This is a genomic window from Colwellia sp. MB3u-55, assembly GCF_014076785.1.
In the GTDB taxonomy this organism is placed as follows: domain Bacteria; phylum Pseudomonadota; class Gammaproteobacteria; order Enterobacterales; family Alteromonadaceae; genus Colwellia_A.
Genome location: NZ_JACGUS010000103.1, coordinates 42,193 through 59,275, shown reverse-complemented (window position 1 = coordinate 59,275; position 17,083 = coordinate 42,193). Strand labels below are relative to the sequence as shown.

The following is a 17,083-nucleotide window of genomic DNA, read 5'->3' as shown; positions in this document are numbered from 1 at the left end:
AATGCTCACAAATATCATTACCTGCTGGGGTTTATCTAGCGACCCCCAAAAGAATAAGCTTATGTTTTAATTAATTTATATTTTAAGTAATACAGAGGGCTGCAACCATACCAACGTTTAAATGCGCGATTAAAAGAACTTTGATCGTTAAAACCAAGTTTTAAGGCGATAGTACCTAAGGGATATTTACCCATATAGCCTTGTAACCGCCTTTTGCGTTCGCTTTCAAGTAAATAAGCAAACGAGGTCTGTTGTTGTTTTAACTGACGTTGCACCGTTCGAACTGTCATGTTTAAAGCACTTGCTGTGCGTATTAAATTGCAATCGTCCAAATCATTTTTAGCCATCAAGAGATGGCTTATTTTCTCGGCTAAGCGCTGTTGGCTTTTAAAACCTGACAATTGCTGCGCCGATACTTGTTTAAGTGCTAAATTAATAGCGGCGTTATCAGTTTTAAAAGGCAGTGCTAAATAGCTACTAGGAAAGATAATTTGATTATATTGTGCATTAGTTTTAATCGGGCAGTTAAACCAGTCAGCGAGTCTCTTTATTTCAATATCAGGCCAAGACTCAGTAAAAAAAATATAACTAGGTGAAAGCTGGGAGTTAAGCAATTGGCGAATAACACTAACCCAAGCCGTCATATTACGTAAAATAGCCTGCGCGCTGCAGCTTGCGTTTGGCAACCAACGAATAATAGCGATATCTTCTTGTTGTTCAAATTCAGCCTTGCCGATATCGGCGACCAAACGGTCATAAATTAACAGCGATGAAATTGCGCTTGCTAAATTATTACTCGATTCGATGAGATAACCCAACACACCAAAATCCGCGGCTCTGATTTGCTGACCTAATTTAAATCCAAAAATTGGCTCATTTAAAGTCTGTTGCGCATAATTAAGCAGTGCATTATAACTGCTTAAACTAATGCGAGGCGCTAACTGTTGCGCTTGCTTATTAGCGTATTCATCAAAGTTTATCGCCGATAAAACACTTTGACTCTCTAAACCAAGCGTTTCAAGGTAATCAAGACAACTTGTATAGTAATGATCGGCCAACGTGGTCATTTGTCACCTAAAGCTAAAAAATGGTCATCAATAAGCAAGTCTGCCACGGAAGTTTTTTTTATACTAGTGGTAATTATCAAGAGTGGTGGTGGTAACTATGATATCAATAACCTTAAAACAGCATATTAATGCAACACCGCAACAAATTTGCGAGACCTTGCTAGAGCACCAGCAATTAAGTCGTTTTTTTGATGCAACTTTTAGCCTGATTAAACCACAAAATAAAGATGAACTAAAAGGTGGCAAAGGTGCTATTAGGCAAATAAAAATCAGTGGCATTCAATTTGCCGAGCGTATTATTAGCGCTGACCATCACCATATAAGTTATCAAATAATAGGTAATAAACCCGTTGCAGAGCATCGCGGCGACATTTATTTTAATGAAAATGATTTTGCTAAAGATAGTCGCATTCCCGCAACCACTGAAGTTACCTACCATATTAGCTGCAAAGCCCCCTGGTGGTTACCGAGCTTTATACTGGCTTTTTTTATTAGAAAAGATTTAGTGCAAGCACTTAAAAAATTAGCGTTACACTTTAAAGGTGACAGAGTATGTCCATAGAAATTATTTTACTGGCGCTAAGCCCGGTCTTTATTATTTTTGTTACGTTAGAATTTATTAAATATCGCCGTTATTACGATATCAAAGACAGCTTCGCCAACACGGCACTGGCTCTGATGCATCAAGGTGCAGATGCTGTCGCCTTACTGATTTTAATGCCCTTTTTTTATTGGCTTTATGATTATCGACTCTTTGATATAGCGCTAAACCCTATCAGTATTTTTGGTGCCTTTATCTTGCAAGACTTCTTGTATTATTGGTTTCATAAGGCATCTCACCATATTCATTGGTTATGGGCCGCGCATGTGGTTCATCATAGTTCGACCAAAATGAACTTTACTACCGCCTTTAGACAGAGCTTAATGTATCCGCTTGCCGGTATGTGGCTATTTTGGTTGCCGATGATATTACTAGGTTTTGACCCCATTACCGCATTTACTGTAGTCGCACTTAATTTGGCTTATCAATTTTTTGTTCACACTCAAGTTGTGAATAAGTTAGGGTGGTTCGAAAAAGTTTTTAATACCCCATCGCATCACAGGGTTCACCATGCAATAAATGCGGGTTACCTGGATAAAAATTTTGCTGGGGTACTGATTATTTGGGATAAATTATTTGGCACCTTTGCCGAAGAAGAATCTGGAAAACCTTGTAAATACGGTATTGTTGGACAACTGCACAGTAATAACCCACTGACGATTACCTTTCATCAATGGCGTTATTTAATAAGCAGTATGTTGACCAGTAAAGGCATGAAAGCAAAACTGAAGGTACTCTTTGGTTATCCGACCAGCTCCGTTAAAGAGAAGTAAGTGAGATAACCGCTAAGCTTTGCTGGTTCTTACGACTAAGCAACAACACCTTGCTCAAAAGCACTTGAGATAATGGCATCATCATAGTTAAGCATATCCTTTAAAACAAAGTAGGTATGCTGTCCTAACTCGGGTGCTGCACTATGGTATTGCAGAGGTGTCGCCGACAGATTAATGGGTGATGCCACAACATCGATTAAATCGCCATCATCGTTTGGCAGTTGCTTAACCATAGCTCGGTGTTTTATTTGAGGATGGTCAAATACTTGCTCTAGAGTATTTACCGGTCCACAAGGTACTGATATCAATTCAAGTTGCGCTATCCACCACTGCGTTGTTTGTGTCTTAATTTTTTTAGCTAATGTCGACACGACATCGTCTCGATGAAGAACCCGTTGAGCATTCGTGCTATAGCGGTCGTCTGCTGCAAACTCGTTTAGCTGACACAAATGACAAAACCTTGAAAATTGGCTGTCATTGCCGATGGCTAAAATTAAGTCACCGTCTTGGGTGGTAAACGTTTGATAGGGCACGATGTTTGGGTGTGCATTACCTAATCGCGGCGGGTTTTCATTAGTGGTTAAGTAATTCATCGCTTGATTAGCCAGCATTGCTGTTTGAACATCAAGTAAAGCCATATCAATATATTGACCACACTTGGTGTGATGCCTAGCCATAAGAGCGGCTAAAATAGCGTTACAGCTATATAGCCCGGTCATAATATCCACGACTGCAACCCCAACCTTCATTGGACTGCCTTGCTGTTCACCGGTAATACTCATCAGGCCACCCTCGCCTTGTATCATGGCATCGTAACCGGGTTTGTGAGCATAAGGACCCGTTTGCCCATAGCCAGTAATTGAACAATACACCAAATTAGGATTAATTTTTTTCAACTCAGCATAATCTAAACCATATTTAGCTAAATCACCGACTTTAAAGTTTTCAATAAAAACGTCTGACTGCACCACTAAATCTTTAATGATCTGTTGACCTTGCTGACATTGAATATCAATGGCAATAGATTTTTTGTTACGATTAGCGCAATGAAAGTACGCCGCTTGTGGCGGTTGACTGGTTGCTTGGGATTTTACAAAAGGAGGTCCCCAAAAGCGGGTGTCATCACCTACTTTTGGCCGTTCAACTTTTATCACCTCAGCCCCCAGATCAGCGAGCATTTGCGAGGCCCAAGGCCCCGCAAGTATCCGGCTTAAATCGACTACCTTGATACCTGCTAATGCCGATGGAGGGTTTGCGTTTGTAGGAGTATCTGTCATTAGCAAAAAGCTTGTAAACCGGTAATAGCACGACCTAAAATTAAGGCATGAACATCATGTGTACCTTCATAGGTATTAACCGCTTCAAGATTCATCATATGGCGAATAACCCCGTATTCATCACTAATGCCATTGCCACCGTGCATATCACGTGCAACACGAGCAATATCAAGTGACTTACCACAATTATTACGTTTCAATAATGAAATTAATTCAACCGGACATTGATCCGCATCCATTAACCGTCCCATTTGTAAGCAACCTTGTAAACCAAGACTTATCTCAGTTTGCATATCGGCAAGTTTCTTTTGAATTAATTGGTTAGCAGCTAAGGGGCGACCAAATTGCTCACGGTCTATCGTGTAAAGTCTTGCGGCATTAAAACAGAACTCTGCAGCCCCTAAAGAGCCCCAAGCGATGCCATAGCGCGCTTTATTTAAACAACCAAAAGGCCCTGCTAAGCCTTTAATCTCTGGGAACATATTTTCATCGGGTACAAAAACGTTATCCATAACAATTTCGCCGGTGATTGAAGCACGTAAAGAAAATTTACCTTCGATTTTCGGTGCCGTTAACCCTGCCATACCTTTTTCAAGCACAAAGCCGCGGATTATCCCCTCAAACTTTGCCCAAACAACAAAAACATCAGCGATAGGCGAATTGGTGATCCACATTTTACTGCCTGTTAAAGCATAGCCACCCTCAACTTTCTTGGCGTGCGTGCTCATTGAAGCAGGATCGCTACCTGAATTAGGCTCAGTTAACCCGAAACAACCCACCCATTCGCCGGAAGCAAGTTTAGGTAAATATTTCATCCGTTGCTCTTGTGTACCATAGGCATAGATAGGATGCATAACGAGTGATGATTGCACACTCATCGCGCTACGATAGCCACTGTCAACGCGTTCTACTTCACGAGCGATTAAGCCATAGCTAACATAGTTAACTTCACTGCCACCATACTTAGCAGGCAAAGTAGCCCCTAGTAAACCCAATTGACCTAATTCACGCATTATTTCTCGGTCAAAATGTTCATGTCGATTGGCTTCGAGTACTCTGGGCATCAATTTTTCTTGGCAATAATCATAAGCCGTATCGCGTATCATACGCTCTTCTTCGGTTAATTGATTATCAAGGAACATCGGGTCTTGCCAGTTGAAAGGCGTTAATTTGTCGCTCATCAGGTAACTCCATTAGTAGGTGGTTATGCGCTAAATTTTTTATTTATGCGTTAACTCTATCCTCAAAATAAAAATAAATATAATATATAGTTATTATATTTATCATAACTTTCTCTTATATACAGGCTTAATATGAATTTAAAGCGTTTAGCATATTTTTGTCAATTAGCCTTATTAGGCAATTTTACTCGGGCTGCACATAAAATAGGTATTGCTCAGCCAGCGTTGAGTATAGCTATTCAAAAGCTAGAACAAGAGGTTGGTTTAAAACTAATTAATCGTACCGATAAAAACTCCTTATTAACCGCTGAAGGCGAAGTGCTCTATAAACTGGCAACACAATTATTAAGCCAAGCAAAACAAGTTGAATTAGAGTTAGAAGAACTGAAAGATTTAGAAAGAGGTACCATTCGCTTTGGTGTTTCCGCGATGATGGGATCTTATTACTTTCCGAAAGTGTTAACGGCATTTAAGCAACAGTATCCAAAAATAAAAATACACTTGATTGACCAAGGCACAGCGGCACTCGAGAAAATGTTAATGGATGGCGAACTCGACTTAGCCTTGATCCGCGGTGATTTAGAGAATCAACAACTGCGTTATACCGAGCTTATTGATGAGGAAATTGTTGCTGCTATGGCGATTTCACACCCGCTAGCAAAAGAAGAAACTTTATCATTGGCACAATTTTGTCAAGAACCACTGGTGTTGTTTCATCAAGGTTATTTTTTACGTGAAGTGGTTAGTCATTATGCAAAAGCGCATAACTTATCATTAGACATACGTATGGAAACGAATCTTATTGAACTGCAAAAATCATTGGTTCGAAATGAAGTCGGTATCACCACCTGTTTGTCACGTATTTTGCAAAATGAACAGCAGATAACTTCAATTCCGTTTGAACCAAAACTCGCCTTTAAATTGAGTTTGGCATGGAAAAAAAATCATTATCTTTCTAAAGCGAGTAAAGCCTTTATGACTTGTTTAACCTCTACACTCGATCCCATCAACTAAGTATTTTTGCTTAGCTTAGGCTTAGGCTTAGGCTTAGGCAACATAGAAAAATCATCTTCGTTGTTTTGGTCTTTATAGATTGCCCTTATGTTGAACTTAATATGCCAACATCGATTGCCTGCTGTTCATTACTAAAAATAGCCATTGCCGTATTCATTTGTTTAAAGCCAAGCTTTTTATAAAAACCTTCTTTACCCGGATTAGCATATAATATTATTTTTTTATGTCCGAAAGATAGCTCAACTAATTGATTAATCATTTTACGCCCTAACCCCATCCCCTGATATTCAGGATGAATAGCAACGTCACATATATATGAACAATCAAGTCCGTCAGCTAAAGCTCTCCCTGCACCAATAAGCTTTTGTTTTTCATAAACAAAGCACTTAAACTTACTGTTTGAAAAGACAATATTAAGGTCGTCTTTGGCTTTATTACCTAAAGGCGCAATACGATATAACCTTGATAACTGCTGCCAATCAATGTCGGCTTGGTCGAAGACCCATGAAAAGTTCTGCATATATTCCTTATTTAATATCACAACAAGTGGCTAACAATTGTCGTCTATTATCGTAAAATAATGACTAATTTTTTATCATCTTTTATTAATAAAAGAGAAACTGTAAGCATGTTATAAAGCGCTGTTCATTCTCTCAGACAACTAAATTTAGTCATTGTTCTTTTTAATAAAGTCGCACATTGAATCTAACAGCAAGTACCGGCTTTATAAATACTATTCTCTATTACTTATATGGTTGAATAATAATGCAGCTAAAATAATGCCCGCGCCAATACTTAACTTCACTAGATCAGCATCTCTGTTCCAAATAAGTACGTTCACAATAATACCTGCAGGAATAAGTAAATTATTCAACACGGCTAATGCACCGACATTGACTAAGGTAGCACCTTTATTCCAGCCAAAGTAGCCTAAACCCGACGCTACAATGCCTAGGTAAATAAGGACACCCCATTGCGTTGCTGTACTGGGTAATTTATCTGAATTGCCGAATAAGGTATAGCAAACAACAGCAACGATTAATGCACCAATAAAAAACCAGCCAAAGACCGTTTTATCATCTAACTTGCTATTAGCCATTAAACGTTTGTAAGTGACTTGTCCGGTTGCAAAACAAATGTTGGCCGCTTGCACAAGCAGAAAGCCTGTCCAAAAGTTACTGTTAATACTTTCATAACGAATAGCTACTGCGCCGCCAACGGCGATAACGGCAGTTAGAAAAAACTTAGGGTTAAAGTGTTTTTCAAGGGCATCATTTAATAGCGTGATATAGATAGGTGTCATTACCGTAAACAATAAGACTTCTGGTACAGATACATATAAAAAGGAATGATAATAAAAGCTATACATAACGCCAAGTTGCACAGCGCCTATCATCATAAGCTTTAGCGCTAAGGGCTTTGGTATTTGTGTTAATTTCAAAAAAGGTAAAAAAACTAAGGTAGCGAGCGTTATCCGCATAAGCACACTAAACCATGCATCAACCTGCCCTGCCAAATAAACGCCGATTAAACTAAATGAAAATGCCCAAAGCAAAGTAACTGCAAATAAATAGCCCATAAAATCTATCGTTAAATAATTAATTGCCGCAGTCTACCTGTTATTAATTACGGTATAAACAATAAAAGAGAGCAATAAGCAATATAAAGACCAAACCAAGCAAAATCAATTATTCAAGCTGCGACTTGTATGTAAGTCCAAACTCTGTTTATATTGATGCATATTCAGCAAAATCTTAACAGAAGGGAACTATGTCTGTATTGAATCACCCCAAGAAAACCCTGTTTTTATGCGCAGCACTTTCACTCACCGCTTGCCAAAATGATAAAGAACCCAATAAGGCCCCCGTAATGAAAGTGGAAAACCTTGATAAAACTATTACCTATGAAACCTTAGGTAAAACTGACCAAGATCATTTATATCTTGAGGAAGTTTTAGGTGACAAAGCATTAACTGAAGTAAAAAGCTGGAATACCCGCACCCTCGACCGCCTAATGGCAGACCCTCTATTTGAAAAAATGAATAGCGAAGTGTTGGAAATTGTTAACAGTAAAGACAAAATTCCATACGCGTCTTATCGAAATGGAGAAGTGCATAATTTTTGGCAAGATGAGCAACATGAGAGGGGGATATGGAGAAAATCGACCCTCAGTAGTTACCTTTCAGACACTCCGGTTTGGCAAACTGTTTTAGACTTTGACGCTCTGTCAAAAAGTGAAAATAAAAACTGGGTCTACAAAGGCAATAACTGCCTTTCACCTGATTACGAAATTTGCATGGTCAGCCTTTCTGATGGCGGTAAAGATGCCGTTATTCAACGTGAGTTTAATACCAAAACTCAAACTTTTGTAACCGATGGTTTTATCACCCAAGAAAGCAAAGGCAGTATAGATTGGCTAGACAAAAACACCTTAATTATCGGGGTTGATTTTGGTGAAAACACCATGACAACATCTGGTTACCCTATGGTTTCTAAACTATGGCAACGCGGTACTGCGTTATCGAGTGCCGTTGAAATTGACCGTGGCGAGCAAACAGATGTTGGCTATTGGGGGGGTATAACAGAGCTAAGTGATGGCCGCCGCGAAATTATTACTACCCGGGCATTAACCTTTTATGATACCGAGTATTATTGGTTTCCACGTAAAAGTGATGGCAGCATCAGTGAAAAAATCAAATTACCAATACCTAAAAAATCAAATTTAAGTGGTGAGTTTAAAGGGCAAATGATTGTCAAATTAAACGAAAACTGGCGTGAATTCAAACTAGGCGACTTAGTCAGCTTTAATATTGATGATTTTATGAATGATAGCAAAATTGACCTTGTTAACCTTGTTTTTAGTCCTGATGAAAAATCTTCAATTGGTAACTTTGGCGTCACAAAATCTAAAGTACTGATGAGCATCTACCATGATGTAACCGGCTCCGCTCATCAATTCGATTGGCATGACGGTAAATGGACCTCTAAAAAATTAGACTTTCCAGCTAATGGTTCCGTCTCTATTGGCAGTACCAACAGTAAAGAAGAAATTGCTTTTATTTCAGCAGAGAGCTTTCTTAACCCTGACACACTTTATACTTATAACACCGCAACAGGTGAAAAAGCTAAAGCGAAATCTTTACCTAGCTGGTTTGATGCTGAAAGCATGGTCAGTGAACAATTTTTTGTTTCTTCAACCGACGGTACTCAAGTCCCCTACTTTGTGGTTCGACACAAGAATACAAAGTTAGATGGTAAAAACCCAACGCTTTTGTATGGCTATGGCGGTTTTGAAGTTTCTCTAAACCCTAGTTATTCCGCTACTCGTGGAAAGTTGTGGTTAGAAAGAGGCGGTGTATATGTCCTAGCCAACATTAGAGGCGGTGGCGAATATGGACCTAAATGGCATCAGGCTGGTTTAAAAACCAATCGCCAACGTATTTATGATGACTTTATTGCTGTCGCTCAAGATTTAATCACAAAAAAAATAACGTCTCCTGAGCATTTAGGTATCGAAGGTGGCTCAAATGGAGGCTTGTTAATGGGGGTGATGTTTACCCAACGTCCTGATTTATTCAATGCGGTAATATGTGCTGTGCCCCTGCTTGATATGATGCGCTATCATACACTATTAGCAGGTGCCTCATGGATGGGCGAATATGGCGACCCTGAAAACGAAATTGAAGGTAAGTTTTTACGAAGCATTTCGCCTTATCATAATATTGACCCTGCTGTAGATTATCCAGAAGTCTTCTTTATAACATCGACAAAAGATGATCGTGTTCATCCGGGACATGCTCGAAAAGTAGCGAAACGCATGGAAGATCAAGGGCATAAATTTTTATACTATGAAAACATTGATGGTGGGCACTCTGCTGCTGCCAACCTTAAAGAAACCGCCAAGCGAATCGCACTGCAACATACTTATTTAATGCAAAAGTTAGCAAATAATTAACAGTTTTATAGCGTAACACTGATGATAGTGGCAGGATAATTCGTAGCACTTGTCTAATTATCACCGCAGGTTTTTTGAAGTCTGTTTAACGTGGTTAAACAGACTTTTTATTAATAGCAGTAACGAAGTCTTGCCATCAATAGCTATAAGGAACATTGTTTCTGTACCTTTATTTAAAGTACCTTGCGAGGCTAATATGGGTAAATAAATACCCAAAACCTTAAAGCACTAGCTTTTGTCTTTTGATATTTGATGAATAAGTAATGTACCCCAATCATTCATTCCATCGCCAATAGCACCGACCATCAGCGACAAATACTTTTTCCCGGTAGCTTGCTTATAAAAATTACTATATTCATTTAAATCTTCATTACTGATTTCACGATAAATAAAATATGACGTTAAAACCATTTGCTGTTCCATTGATGGCTTTATATTGACCGCCATTTGTTCTAATTGAGCATCGAGTTGCGTGGCAAGCTCAACATTTTCTGGTTGGGTGATTTTCAACGCTTCAAACATATTTTCTAACATCGCCATCATCAAATTCATCCCTTGTTCTACAATTTCTGATGACTCAACATAATTAATAATTACTTTTGTTCTCTCAGGAGATGGCGGGCTTGATTGCAACTCAGCCATATAAAGCATTAAATTTTGCTGAAACATTGGATCAGTAGATTGAAGTTCAGCACTTACAACGCGAGAGGCAAGATCACTATCCAACCATGTAAGAATCGGCTGTAGTTCAGCTAATGAAATATTCTTCCTGATGTTTTCAGTCATTTTTTTTAGCATCACATCAGGATTTAATGACGATGCAAACACTTGCATAAATTTTTCATGTTCAACTGGATTTTTAGCCGTTAAAGCCATTTGTTGACCCATCGCTTGCAATTGTAACGGTAGTCCCTCAATTGACTGGGTTATCCCTGACTTATCCATTAACTGATAAATTTGTTTGTCTGTTATCTGATCATTGGCATACGATGTTGTGATGATAGACGACACTAAAATAATGCAGAGAGCTATAAACGTAGTAAATTTTTTCATGTTGTTCTCCAGATTTATTAAACTATATGTTTAAAAATTTTTAGTGACTTTACCATTTGAAGTAAGTCGCTAAATTCCATTAAAAAACTTTCTATAAATACAAGTTATGCCCCCTTTTCATTATCAAACCAAAAAAAAGCCTTGCGTACCGTGCGACTGAAAATGTGATAAAAAAGAGTATCCAATAAACTAATTTGTTATGAACTAGGTTTAGGTATAAAAATCACTAGACTTAATAAAGGTAACTTAAGTCTAGTTTATTAAAACAAAACAGAATAAGTTATTATGGGTGGCCTAATAAGTGGTGTTTTTTGCAAGCGTCATATAGACACTTAAGGTAAAACAGATAACCAGCATCGGCAAAAAAGCACACATTATGATTATTGCCGCGACTAATAACATGATAGTGAACATTCGTTAAAAAGTGGCATGGTTTATGGAGCATTATCGACTCCTTTCGATAGTGAATACCCCGTTCATTATAGCTGATTAATGACAATAGCAAATAAGATCTATTCTCAAGTGTCACCGACCTCTTTTATTTTTCTAAGTATTTCTAAGGAAGTTCAAAATACTTTCTGTGCCTATGTATTTCACATAACTTTTCTTCACAAAACTTCAGCTTTAATGAGTTAAAATACGACGCATTCACGTAAAAAGACCATGTATCCTGTTTTTCAAATGAAGAAAAACCTATTGGATGAAATAACGGTTCAACCATTACATTAAAATCTGGTTTCGTTGCTAAATCTTTAGCTGTTTCAGTAGTTACTTTAATTTGAATAAATACGGAGTCTCCATCACCTTTAAATTGGCTCAGAGATCTTGCAAGTGATTTATATACATTATTCTTATTTGCTCCAATCTTCAAACCATATGCTGAGCCAGATGTAACTGTTTCATCAATATAAGTTAACCATAGATAAGCAGGGTAGCTCAAAAACAGAAAACATAATATTGATAAGAGAGGTCTAATTCTCATTTATCTTTCTCCTTAAACCCAACTCTTTCAGGAACTGTGCTACCGGGTTGGCTTATACCGTTATTTACAAAAGAATACCCCCCATCAGCTTTCTTAGCAATCGCTCCAGCAGCGGAATTACTGTTTACACCACCTTGTACTTCTGGCACCGCACTATATTCTTGGCCTCCTTGCACAGAATCAGTAATCTTAGCAACTTCCGCGTCCGTTGCATCAATCTTACGATAAGTAACTTCTGAACCTTCAATACTTAGACTTTGCCAAGCTTCCATATCTGAATCAGAAGTACCTTCTGAAAACCCTCGTGTATCAGAATTTACTTCGCCCATTTTGTCATTACCAGTATCACCGAATGACCTCACTGTAGCCAAAGGGTCACCTATAGATTTTGCATTGTAAACAATAAAGTTGTGGTTAGCTGAACTTGTAAAGCTTAATGCCTTGCTAACCAAATAGGAAGCCTTCCCATCAGGATCAGTATACTTATACGGATTATTATTTGCATAAGCATAACGATTAAAGTTATGAACATTGTTAAACCCAACAGGATCATTCGAATAAAACCGCCCAATCACTGGATCATAGTATCGTGCTTGCATATAACTTAAGCCAATATCAGTATCGAACTTATGTCCGGTATAACCTACATCATCACTTTGTGTTCCAATCGTTTCACCAAAAGGTTGATAGTGTAGAGTTTTTATAATCACTCCCGCTAAGTTACTAAATGCAGCGGGACTGCCTAAATAGTCAGTATGAATGAATTCTACACTGGCATTTTTTGTGGCGACTAATTTACCACCTAAACGGTAGTAATCTGTGTTAACCCCACCAACTTTTCTAAACATTAGCTGACCAGATAAGCTGTACATCGAATAACTTAAGCCTGAACCATCGTTTGTTTTCACTCTTCGGTTATGGCCATCATAAACATAAGTATTGCCACTTGCTTCGTCCATTTGACCGGCAACATTATACGAAAAGCTATCATGACCATTTGAAGTGACATTTCCTCTACTGTCGTAAAGAAAGTTATATGATTTACTTCCTGTGGTGTAATTTAAACGGTTTAAGCTGTCATAAGCATACCCAATCGATTTAGAACCTATTTTATAGTAGGTAATATTACCTTTGGTGTCGTAATTAACATCTCCGGTACCCGAGTAACTATCGGTGATCAGGTTTAACCTATCAAGCCCGTCATAGGTTGCTTTTAAGTCATAGGCATTATTTTTTTGGTCATCCCAGAACGTCAAATTATTATTTGAGTCGTAGGTCATGGCTTGTTTTATCGCATAAGTGCCACTTCTTGAATCATAGGTTGAAGCAAGTAAGCCAGCACTGTTTAGCGTAGCAGAATACACAAAACCATTGCTATAATTATGAGACTTAATAGCACCTAATGCATGATACTTAGCATTCGTTGCGTAATTACCCACTCGCAATTGTTGACTTAACGCATTATGCTTGACATTCATCACTTGCCCGCTGGGATAAGTGATTGAACTTTGATTACCTAAATTATCCGTTTGATAAATTAAGTTGAAGGTATTCCCGTCTATAGATAAGCTTTCAGAGGCCAATCCCCCTGAACTATTGTATGAATAATGATTAGCAACACTTCCGGTATTAAGGGTAATTAACTGACCATTTCTATCATAATAAAAGCTTTTGTTTGCTCTATCATCCTCATATGTTTCTGAAATAGTATTTCCTCGGTATCCATAGACGTAATTCGTTTTATTTGAACTACTTACTAAACTATCGCACGAGGTGGTACTAGTACTAATCGACGTTCCATAAGCTTTCCAGCTTAACTGCCCGACACTATCAAATGAATAAGCTCTCGGGCCAACATCCTCTCTAACAACTTTACAAAGCTTTTGATAATCATCATAAACGCGGTATTCATGCTCTCCGCCTTGGCTAACGCTGCTAACATTACCGTAGATATTGTAGGCCATACTTGTACTAACATCAGCGGGTGAGTTAATTAAAATAGGCATTGATTGACTAGGTGATGCATAAGACAAATAAGTGGTTGTGGTAACATTGCCTTTATTATCATTAACTTCTACTTTGTCATTAACCAAATATCGATAAGATATTTGACCTGAAATGGCATTGTTATTAACCGCCTTTGGACGCCCTAATCCATCATAGCTGTAATTAACACCATAATAAGTAGACGCAGAACTTGTCTGCTGACTTTGAAAAGTTGGTTTATTTAAGTAGTTAAAGTTTGTTCTTACATACCTTGTTGTATTACTACTATCGCCGTTATCCCACTCTTTTACGGCCAACGGCCTCAATAGTCCATCATAAAAAGTCTGTTTACGGTAGTCACCTTGACTAACCGTTTGAACCGTCATACCTGAAACTGTTCCTGGAACGCCAATACCACCTGATGACTGTGAATATGAAATATTGGTATTTGACCATTCTTCGTCACAAGGGTCTATTAAGGTTAACCGCCCTAGAGTGTTATAGCTGTAGTTTTCACAGTTACCTTCAAAATCCGTTACTCGAGTAACCTGAGCATTGGCATTGACTATTCGATAACCATATTGAGAAACTGTACTGCGGCTCTTAGGCGTCTGAATAGTTCTAGGAATTCCACGATAATAATTTGAGTATTTTACCCACTGATTATTGGCATTTCTTGTTATTTTATTAGGTAGACCATTCGATAAGTAGGTGTAATTGGTATGCCAACGACCAAATGAGTATTGGTTAGCGGGTTGTGACTTGTAGATCCCCGCAGCAGAGTGATAAGTCGTCTTTACTACTTCTTCATAAATAGTACCGTTAAAGACCTTTGTTTGATATGGCCGACCAATTAGCCAGTATGTTGGATCATTATTATAGGTGGTTTGAATATATTTATGTTTGTTACCATTAGCATCATTGTATTGGTGTGCCTGCGTTGGGTTACCATAAATATCATATGAGTTGGTTAGGTGAGTAAAAACATCTTTACCACCTACTCTATAGTATTCTTTTACTTCAGAAGCAATTAACGCTCTGTTTGAATGAGCAACACCACTGCTTAACTCAAATCCCACATTACCGATATTTTGACGAGTAAATGTTTTCTTTGTTTGGAGCAGCATCGCGCCGTTTGTATCAAATTCTTCTACAGCGGCTAAGCTACCGTCTAAGTAACTGGAGTAATCACGGTTATGATAGTATTTTGTTCGACTGTTATCTGGAGCTATTACTTGTGTCCATTTATAATCTTTATTATTGATATTGCTCGGTAATGTACCCTTTAATAACATACTACTTTGGATATTTTCATTAGCGGCAAAACCTGTGTTTTCAGAGTAATCATAATTCCATGTCATCTTGGACATTCCCGGTCCGTCTAACACTTTTTCAATAATAGACATGGTTGCGTAGCATTGTGGTTGTATATAGGGACCGTTATTACTAGTAGTGGTTTCAAGCGTGTTACTTCTTCCTTGAACTTTTCCTTCAAATTGAAATGTGCCAGTTACACCATCAGGGTGTGTGATACTTGCAGTACTGTTTTTTGGTGTATAATTTATGGTGTATGCACAATCATCCATTTTGTCACCGTTCCTGGTACCAACAGTTGGTTTAGCATTTCTATATGGGCTTAAATCAAAAACCCAGTTTTTACCATCAGGTCTGGTGACAGAATCTAGCCCTTCCGAACTCCCATATGAATATGTCCAATGACGTCCGTTATAAGAAACTTTAGTAATATGATTTAGATGGGATCCCGTTCCATAAGTCATAAGAACTGTTCTGCCATCACTGGACGTTATTGAAGTTAGCTTGTTACCAGAATAATTATACTGAATCCAATTACCGAAACGATCTTCTACTTTTGAAGCCAACATAGAGGCTTGATACCGAGAAGTAACTTTATAATCTCGATAAATACCCTTAGAGGATATTAATCTCATTTTGTTGAAAGTGTACTTAAGCCCATAGGGTGAGTGACCGATAAAGCCTTCGCCATTGCCTCCTGAACGAGTAAAACAATCGAACTTCCAATTAGATTTTGTTTTTCTACCGTTTTTTTCAACTAACTTCTCTTGCCGACCGGGTAAAATAAGAGAGTCACCGTTCCAGTATTCATGAGATTCAAACACGTTACCATGATCAGAAATTCCGCCAGGGTTTAAGGAACCAGAGCATTCTTTGCCTATTCCCCATGAACCTGAATACCGAGAACCATTAAAAAGTAGTGTGGTATGAATCGCGGGGATTTCAAGTAACCAATCATCAAAAAAAGCTGAATTATAAGCAGTTAAACCGGCAGCTTCAGGATAGAATTTTCGAGCTATGACAATGTCGGGGCCAATCCCTTTAGCCACCAAATCAGTATGGCTAAATCCAATCGTGCCAGAGTTAAGGTCAATATGCTCGCCGAGTAAGTCGGTTGTATAAGGCGTAACAGAATCTTTTACAGACATACGCGCTAAGATATCTTCATTGGCAATACCATAAGCATCCCCACCAGGGTCGTCTCCGGGATCACCACCGCTAGGAGGAGCTAAAGTAGACATTTTTGTTGATGACTTGTGCGTTGTTGGTAAGTTTTGGCTAACAATTGCTGAAGTAATTTCCGCAGTCATTGCTTCATTGAATGGAATTTGTTTAGCAATTGCCATTATAGGTAAAATTAATGCTATCGTTAAATATCTCATAGAAATCCCTTATCTATTAATAATTACAATAATATTCAGTTACTTATTTTAATAACTTATAAATAAAAGTTACAAGACAGCCAATAAATTAACCAGGTACACCCAACCTAATCTACTTTTTCGAACGCTGGTTAAAAGATTATTTCATTTTATTTAAAGCTGTAAATGCTTAAGTTTTCCAATTTCAAATAATGAAATATTCGCATAACTTTTTGTTTACTTGTTTGTATGGGTATCACGAGCTGTATATTATTCATACAAATAAGCAAACAAAAAGTTAATATAACGTAAACATAAAACAAATATAGTTGGTAAATATCGCTAAAGCAATTTATGCGTAGACATTAATAAGAGAAAAGAAATAAAGTTATGGCTGCGTATAAAGTTTTATAAAAGGCGTATTTATAAAATAATTTTACGTGTTTGATATCATGAGTTAATTAACAAAGTGATGATGCTAATAAATAAATGATAGCGCGTAATAATAGGCATTTATTAC

The 17,083-nt window shown here is 37.9% G+C and carries 12 protein-coding genes; 4 read left to right on the top strand and 8 right to left on the bottom strand.

From position 1 onward, the window contains the following. Nucleotides 1-59: 59 nt before the first annotated feature. The gene (locus H4J66_RS06805) at nt 60-1,067 is read right to left on the bottom strand and encodes an AraC family transcriptional regulator (RefSeq protein ID WP_182172264.1); all 1,008 of its coding nucleotides are present in this window, start codon (nt 1,065-1,067) and stop codon (nt 60-62) included. A 97-nt stretch (nt 1,068-1,164) separates the two neighbouring features. On the opposite strand from H4J66_RS06805, the gene H4J66_RS06800 reads away from it, so the two are divergent. After that, nucleotides 1,165-1,629, top strand: a complete 465-nt coding sequence (locus tag H4J66_RS06800) for an SRPBCC family protein (RefSeq protein ID WP_182172261.1) — start codon at nt 1,165-1,167, stop codon at nt 1,627-1,629. Beyond that, nucleotides 1,620-2,441 (top strand): sterol desaturase family protein, encoded by an 822-nt coding sequence (locus H4J66_RS06795; RefSeq protein ID WP_182172258.1) that lies wholly within the window; start codon nt 1,620-1,622, stop codon nt 2,439-2,441. The genes H4J66_RS06800 and H4J66_RS06795 overlap by 10 nt, the downstream gene beginning before the upstream one ends. A gap of 35 nt (nt 2,442-2,476) precedes the next feature. On the opposite strand, the gene H4J66_RS06790 is transcribed toward H4J66_RS06795, so the two are convergent. Next, nucleotides 2,477-3,718, bottom strand: a complete 1,242-nt coding sequence (locus H4J66_RS06790; RefSeq protein WP_182172255.1) for a CaiB/BaiF CoA-transferase family protein — start codon at nt 3,716-3,718, stop codon at nt 2,477-2,479. After that, the gene (locus H4J66_RS06785) at nt 3,718-4,899 is read right to left on the bottom strand and encodes an acyl-CoA dehydrogenase (RefSeq protein ID WP_182172252.1); all 1,182 of its coding nucleotides are present in this window, start codon (nt 4,897-4,899) and stop codon (nt 3,718-3,720) included. The genes H4J66_RS06790 and H4J66_RS06785 overlap by 1 nt, the downstream gene beginning before the upstream one ends. Nucleotides 4,900-5,031: 132 nt before the next feature. Here H4J66_RS06785 and H4J66_RS06780 point away from each other — a divergent pair, with 132 nt between their 5' ends. After that, nucleotides 5,032-5,913, top strand: a complete 882-nt coding sequence (locus H4J66_RS06780; RefSeq protein WP_182172249.1) for a LysR family transcriptional regulator — start codon at nt 5,032-5,034, stop codon at nt 5,911-5,913. A gap of 85 nt (nt 5,914-5,998) precedes the next feature. Here the strand turns inward: H4J66_RS06780 and H4J66_RS06775 are convergent, their stop codons facing one another. Further along, a complete protein-coding gene (locus H4J66_RS06775; RefSeq protein WP_182172246.1) occupies nt 5,999-6,433 on the bottom strand; it encodes a GNAT family N-acetyltransferase in 435 nt (144 codons plus the stop codon). A 213-nt stretch (nt 6,434-6,646) separates the two neighbouring features. Beyond that, nucleotides 6,647-7,492 carry a carboxylate/amino acid/amine transporter gene (locus H4J66_RS06770; RefSeq protein WP_182172243.1) on the bottom strand — a complete coding sequence of 282 codons (846 nt, stop codon included), beginning with the start codon at nt 7,490-7,492 and terminating at the stop codon, nt 6,647-6,649. Nucleotides 7,493-7,683: 191 nt separating this feature from the next. Between H4J66_RS06770 and H4J66_RS06765 the strand changes: the two genes are divergently transcribed. Next, entirely contained in the window at nt 7,684-9,867 is a 2,184-nt protein-coding gene (locus H4J66_RS06765; RefSeq protein ID WP_182172241.1) for a prolyl oligopeptidase family protein, read from the top strand. A 228-nt stretch (nt 9,868-10,095) separates the two neighbouring features. Here H4J66_RS06765 and H4J66_RS06760 read toward each other — a convergent pair whose 3' ends face one another. The 3 genes from H4J66_RS06760 to H4J66_RS20215 all read right to left on the bottom strand — a co-directional run bounded on the left by H4J66_RS06760 (nt 10,096) and on the right by H4J66_RS20215 (nt 16,584). Beyond that, nucleotides 10,096-10,920: a hypothetical protein gene (locus H4J66_RS06760; protein WP_182172238.1), complete on the bottom strand. Its 825-nt coding sequence runs from the start codon at nt 10,918-10,920 to the stop codon at nt 10,096-10,098. 556 nt (nt 10,921-11,476) lie between these two features. Continuing rightward, a complete protein-coding gene (locus H4J66_RS06755) occupies nt 11,477-11,902 on the bottom strand; it encodes a hypothetical protein (protein WP_070376782.1) in 426 nt (141 codons plus the stop codon). Then, nucleotides 11,899-16,584 (bottom strand): RHS repeat domain-containing protein, encoded by a 4,686-nt coding sequence (locus H4J66_RS20215; RefSeq protein WP_182172235.1) that lies wholly within the window; start codon nt 16,582-16,584, stop codon nt 11,899-11,901. Before H4J66_RS20215 ends, H4J66_RS06755 begins: the two co-directional genes overlap by 4 nt. Between the last annotated feature and the right edge of the window lie 499 nt (nt 16,585-17,083).

Coding starts and splice junctions, on each gene's coding strand:
- H4J66_RS06765 (WP_182172241.1), top strand. CDS start 7,684: ATGTCTGTATTGAATCACCCCAAGAAAACCCTGTTTTTATGCGCAGCA.
- H4J66_RS06795 (WP_182172258.1), top strand. CDS start 1,620: ATGTCCATAGAAATTATTTTACTGGCGCTAAGCCCGGTCTTTATTATT.
- H4J66_RS06755 (WP_070376782.1), bottom strand. CDS start 11,902: ATGAGAATTAGACCTCTCTTATCAATATTATGTTTTCTGTTTTTGAGC.
- H4J66_RS06770 (WP_182172243.1), bottom strand. CDS start 7,492: ATGGGCTATTTATTTGCAGTTACTTTGCTTTGGGCATTTTCATTTAGT.
- H4J66_RS06760 (WP_182172238.1), bottom strand. CDS start 10,920: ATGAAAAAATTTACTACGTTTATAGCTCTCTGCATTATTTTAGTGTCG.
- H4J66_RS06800 (WP_182172261.1), top strand. CDS start 1,165: ATGATATCAATAACCTTAAAACAGCATATTAATGCAACACCGCAACAA.
- H4J66_RS06775 (WP_182172246.1), bottom strand. CDS start 6,433: ATGCAGAACTTTTCATGGGTCTTCGACCAAGCCGACATTGATTGGCAG.
- H4J66_RS06785 (WP_182172252.1), bottom strand. CDS start 4,899: ATGAGCGACAAATTAACGCCTTTCAACTGGCAAGACCCGATGTTCCTT.
- H4J66_RS06780 (WP_182172249.1), top strand. CDS start 5,032: ATGAATTTAAAGCGTTTAGCATATTTTTGTCAATTAGCCTTATTAGGC.
- H4J66_RS06805 (WP_182172264.1), bottom strand. CDS start 1,067: ATGACCACGTTGGCCGATCATTACTATACAAGTTGTCTTGATTACCTT.
- H4J66_RS06790 (WP_182172255.1), bottom strand. CDS start 3,718: ATGACAGATACTCCTACAAACGCAAACCCTCCATCGGCATTAGCAGGT.
- H4J66_RS20215 (WP_182172235.1), bottom strand. CDS start 16,584: ATGAGATATTTAACGATAGCATTAATTTTACCTATAATGGCAATTGCT.